A 4,669-nucleotide genomic window follows, 5' to 3' on the forward strand; every position below is an offset into this window, starting at 1 on the left:
GAAACAACCTTTTATCCATCTAAATACCATATTTATCGCCTCCAATATAATATTGCATCTTTTCCATTATTTGGCAAAACCTTTGTTAACAGTGCCTAAGATATAATCATAGGGCCACAATTCACAAGAATACATACTGCGCTCAATAGTGGTTAACCTATAATCAAGATTGTATGTTAGATATTCGTTAAATTCAATAATCTTACACATCATTTTGCGTATCATTGATTAATAGGTGAGTACATTCAACAAATAAATATGGATCAGCGGCAGATCTACGAAAATTAGAACTTAGTATCTGTAGTATAGAATTTGATGTATAGCTGAAGCAGTATAAAATGATTATATCAAAGTAATTTTATTAGACTTAACTCGATGATAATTAAAGTATTTATAAGGTTGGCATACTATTTATGACGCTTTAGCTATATGTTAGTATGTAAAAGGAGCATGGCCCCATGCAGATTTAAGAAGAAATGGTGCTATAGTGATTTAAGCTGAATTATAGCACACAAAGTGTTGGTATTGATACCTTGATTTGTAATGTAATTCAATAACTTATTCGTGCGCTTGTATCTAAGGCCGCAAAGGTATAGCAACCCTAATGCTCAGCCATTTCTTCATTTCAAAAAATTAATTACCTTTCTTTCAAATCTAGTTGGTTGATACTCAACCTCTTCCAAATTGAACTTAGATTATCATTCGGCTGCTTTGATTATAATTTGGCTTTACAAAAATATATTTTATAACTAATTCTCTTCAAAATCATCAACGACCTTCATTGAAAGTATTCTATCAGGATTTTTTACCTTCCCGTTCTCTTTTTTATCTCCAATTTTTATCATTTCAACAAACTCCATACCCTTTATTACTTTTCCAAATACTGTGTAATTTTCATCTAAATGTGGGGCGTCACCAAGCATAATAAAAAATTGACTATTAGCGCTGGCAGGGTCTGAAGCTCTTGCCATAGATACAATACCTTTCACATGCTTAATATCATTGAACTCCGGTTCAAGGTTTGGAAATTTGCTTCTGCCTGTGCCATCACCCTTAGGGTCACCTGTCTGGGCTATAAACCCATCTATTACCCTATGAAAGTAGAGACCATCATAAAATCCATCATTAGCGAGATCTATAATCCTCTGAACATGCATTGGAGCTTTGCTAGGATATAATTCTATATATACAGATCCGTATTTCAAATCTATTCTAATCATCTTTTGGTTAGCAAAAACAGGCATACAACAAAATATAAAAGATAAAACGAGTAAAAAAAACCTTATAAACATTTTAAAATCCTCAAACGAACTCTAGAAACACTAGCATGGCCGCTATTCTGTATTATTTTATTACTTTCTTCAATACGTAGTATAGCAATACCAAAGTTTTTATGATAGCTCAATAAGTTACCTATAGTTAGGCCTTCATAAATTACATCTCTACAAGTTAATTCTTTCACCTCTTCTTTCAGCTCCACTAGATACAGGCATTTCATTATATTTCCTCTATGTGTCATTCTTGCTATAACTTCTTGCCCCACATAGCATCCTTTGTTGTAATTTATCGAGCCAAATTTATGCATTGACATATGCGTTGGAAAAAATTCTCTAGGTTCGAAATCTACGGTATGTTCTGGGATTATAGAATTAATTCTTAGAATGTTATACCACTCAATATTGGAATTATATGTATGTGCATCTAGTGTTCTATAGCATCCGCTAAATCTTGGATCTGAAAGAGAGCTCTGACAATACGCATAATCTGAAACAGTAATACTAAAATCCTCAATTTTTATGAGCAAATTTAGGCTTAACTTATATATATCCAGTTTAGCTATTATTTCGTTTATATAAGCAGCTGGGACATCTAATATAAATCTATCATCGGCACTTTTTTCTATAAAAAAATCATATAAGACTTTTCCCTGAGGATTCAATAATAACGCATAAATAAGAATACCTTTCTCTGTTGGTACATTATTAGTTAAGATTTTGTTCAAAAAACTACCAGCTTCACTTCCAGTAACAGATATGACACCTCTAGTTTCTAATGTAGATATATTCATTTAATTCAAAAAGAATTGAATACTAATTTTATAAAAAATAAATGAGATAAGATAAGCAAGTACCGTAGACCAGATTATACCAATAAAAGCAATCATAGTGCCAGCTTCTTTCTTGGATGTTGCGAAAACTGATATACATGGAGAATATATTAAAACGAATAACAGGTATGAAAAAGCTTCATACTTATTGCTGAAAAGTTGCTTAATTAGCGCTGATATACCAAAAACATTACCATCGCTCATAGAAAAAATGGTGAATAAAGTGCCTGGTATTAGTTCCTTAGCTATAGTGCCTGCAATAAGAGCGGCAACCAATTGCCAACTATGTGTTCCTATTGGTTCAAATATAGGTAGTAGCCCATTAGAGCAGTAGGCGAGTATCGAGTTGTTAATATCAGTAAAATTAAAGTTTATGGAAATGTGACCAATAATCTGCAAAACGAATGCGAGTGGTATTATTAATTTACCTGCGCCAATTATGAATTGATATGAGTGTGCCCATGCAGATCTTATAATTAGCCTTGCTGAAGGGATGCTATAATCTGGCATTTCCATTATAATGCTTTCTCTTGCATTAGTAAAAAATCCTAATAATAGGGCTGTTAAAATCATACATAATGTGCCAATAATGTATAAAATCAATATAATATACGATTCGCTAGAGGGAAAAATAGCAGAGGATATTATAGTAAAAACCGCTAATCTTGCGCCACAAGACATAAACGGTAATAAGAGAATCATTTTATGCCTTGCCCACTCATTTTGTATCGATCGCGTAGCTAGTATTGCTGGAACATTGCAACCAAATCCTATGATAAACATTATAATACCTTTTCCAGGCAATTTTATAAAATTAAACAAGTTACTAGTTAGTGCGGCGAGCCTTGCCATATATCCACTTTCTTCTAAAACAGATATAAAAATATATAAGCAAAATATTATTGGAAAAAAGCTGCAAAGTGTCTCTACGCCAAGCCATACACCACCTAAAACGGTATTCGCTATAGTGTATTCTGGTAATTTGTTGTGTATATAATCCCAAAAACCTCTTAATGGATATAATATATTATCTACCAATATACCGCCCGCATTTATGCTAAATGAAAAGAGCCCAAGTAGTACAAAGCAGAGTACTAAAGAGCCATAAAATTTGTTTAGTAAAATTCGATCCAGGAACTCAGAGACTTTAGAGCTAGTCTTTGAGTACATTATAAGATTTAAAATTTGTTCTATTATACGATTCCTTTCTTGTATTTTATCCAATACACTAGCATTTTGTACAATAGGATGGTCTACTACAGTTTTATTAGATACTTTAACGAGCTCGGCTAATAGTTGTTGTTTAGCTTCTTTTTCTTTTCGTGCAGAAATATAAATAACTGAACAGTTAAGGAGTTCTGAAAGCTTTTTTTCATTTATACAAATAGTGTTGGTTTTATCTTTTTTATTAATAACTAGTAAAAGTGGTTTTTTGAAATCAAGTAACTGAAGGGTTAAATAAAAATTTCTTTGTAAATTAGTTACGTCTACTACATTAATTATTAGGTCATAATTCTTCTTCTCTAAGAATGATGTTGATATTTTTTCATCTCGAGCAAAGGCATCTAGAGAATAAATACCTGGGAGGTCAATAAGCTCTATACCGCTTTCTTTTATTTTTCCAAGATTTTTCTCAACTGTTGAGCCTGGCCAGTTGCTAGTTTTTACCATTGAGCCAGTTAATATGTTAAACACTGTAGATTTTCCAGAGTTTGGCTGTCCTATAATGCATGCAGTAGTGATATCCATAGGTAGCTTAATAATATTGTTAATAAACCAAGTCTACATATATTAAATTTGCAACATCTTTAGAAACAATTAATTTCGAGCCTGCAAATACTACCATAGTACCAATACCACCTATTTGCATTGTAACACTTAAAAAGCTTCCGCATGTGATGCCCATAGAAAGCAATTTTTTGACAGAATTATTCACATCTACTAGTGAGCGAATCACAAAAGAAACTCCGCTTCCTACTTCTGATAATTTCATAGATAAAAGCCGTGACAACAAATGTATTTCGTCCCTGAATCTAATGCTATTGAGAATCATTTGCAAGTAGTTTGTGGCCTAAAACAATTCTCAAGGCTAATGTTTTTTATATATTGCCCTGTAAACAGTATCTTTACTAGAAAATATTATTGACCTATATATTCATATTCATTATTGCTTGATAAGCAGAAACCAACTTATTTTTAACTAGCATAAATTCAGTAAGTGCCTCTTCGGATGTATTTATTGCTGCAAGTACCTTTACAGAGCCAGAAGCAAAATCACGATCTGATACAGCTTTCTTTATAGCAAAATCTGCTTCCTTTACTTTATTTATCTTTTCCTTAGCCCATTTTCTCAACATACCTACATTCTCCAAGGCTGCTGAACTAACTACAGTACTATTGCTTGTTATAGGATTCTGTATAGAGGTTTTCATAAGCTCTGCAAAGCCCTTTACTCCTTGCTGATTAGGCACTGTTAACAAAGGTTTTGCCAAATAATGGAAAAGATGCAATATTATATTGGAGGCGATAAATATGGTATTTAGATGGATAAAAGGTTGTTTC

General features: G+C 32.4%; 5 protein-coding genes. All 5 read right to left on the reverse strand.

The window, feature by feature from the left end:
* Positions 1-749: 749 nt before the first annotated feature.
* Positions 750-1,220, reverse strand: coding sequence for a peptidylprolyl isomerase (locus Cyrtocomes_RS05335; RefSeq protein WP_322498158.1), 471 nt, complete (start codon positions 1,218-1,220; stop codon positions 750-752).
* A gap of 62 nt (positions 1,221-1,282) precedes the next feature.
* Positions 1,283-2,068, reverse strand: coding sequence for a CAF17-like 4Fe-4S cluster assembly/insertion protein YgfZ (gene ygfZ / locus Cyrtocomes_RS05340; protein WP_322498159.1), 786 nt, complete (start codon positions 2,066-2,068; stop codon positions 1,283-1,285).
* Complete coding sequence (gene feoB, locus Cyrtocomes_RS05345) at positions 2,069-3,856, reverse strand: ferrous iron transporter B (protein WP_322498160.1); 1,788 nt, start codon at positions 3,854-3,856, stop codon at positions 2,069-2,071.
* Positions 3,857-3,875: 19 nt separating this feature from the next.
* Positions 3,876-4,118, reverse strand: a complete 243-nt coding sequence (locus Cyrtocomes_RS05350; RefSeq protein WP_322498161.1) for a ferrous iron transport protein A — start codon at positions 4,116-4,118, stop codon at positions 3,876-3,878.
* Between the two features lie 136 nt (positions 4,119-4,254).
* Positions 4,255-4,669 (reverse strand): flagellar hook-basal body complex protein FliE (locus Cyrtocomes_RS05355; RefSeq protein ID WP_322498162.1); only part of this gene is annotated, 415 nt, incomplete at its 5' end.

Source organism: Candidatus Cyrtobacter comes (genome assembly GCF_034470605.1).
GTDB lineage: Bacteria > Pseudomonadota > Alphaproteobacteria > Rickettsiales > Midichloriaceae > Cyrtobacter > Cyrtobacter comes.

Bases quoted from the DNA above. Each gene is read 5' to 3' on its own strand.
- Cyrtocomes_RS05335 (WP_322498158.1), bottom strand. From the start codon at position 1,220: ATGATTAGAATAGATTTGAAATACGGATCTGTATATATAGAATTATAT.
- ygfZ (WP_322498159.1), bottom strand. From the start codon at position 2,068: ATGAATATATCTACATTAGAAACTAGAGGTGTCATATCTGTTACTGGA.
- feoB (WP_322498160.1), bottom strand. From the start codon at position 3,856: ATGGATATCACTACTGCATGCATTATAGGACAGCCAAACTCTGGAAAA.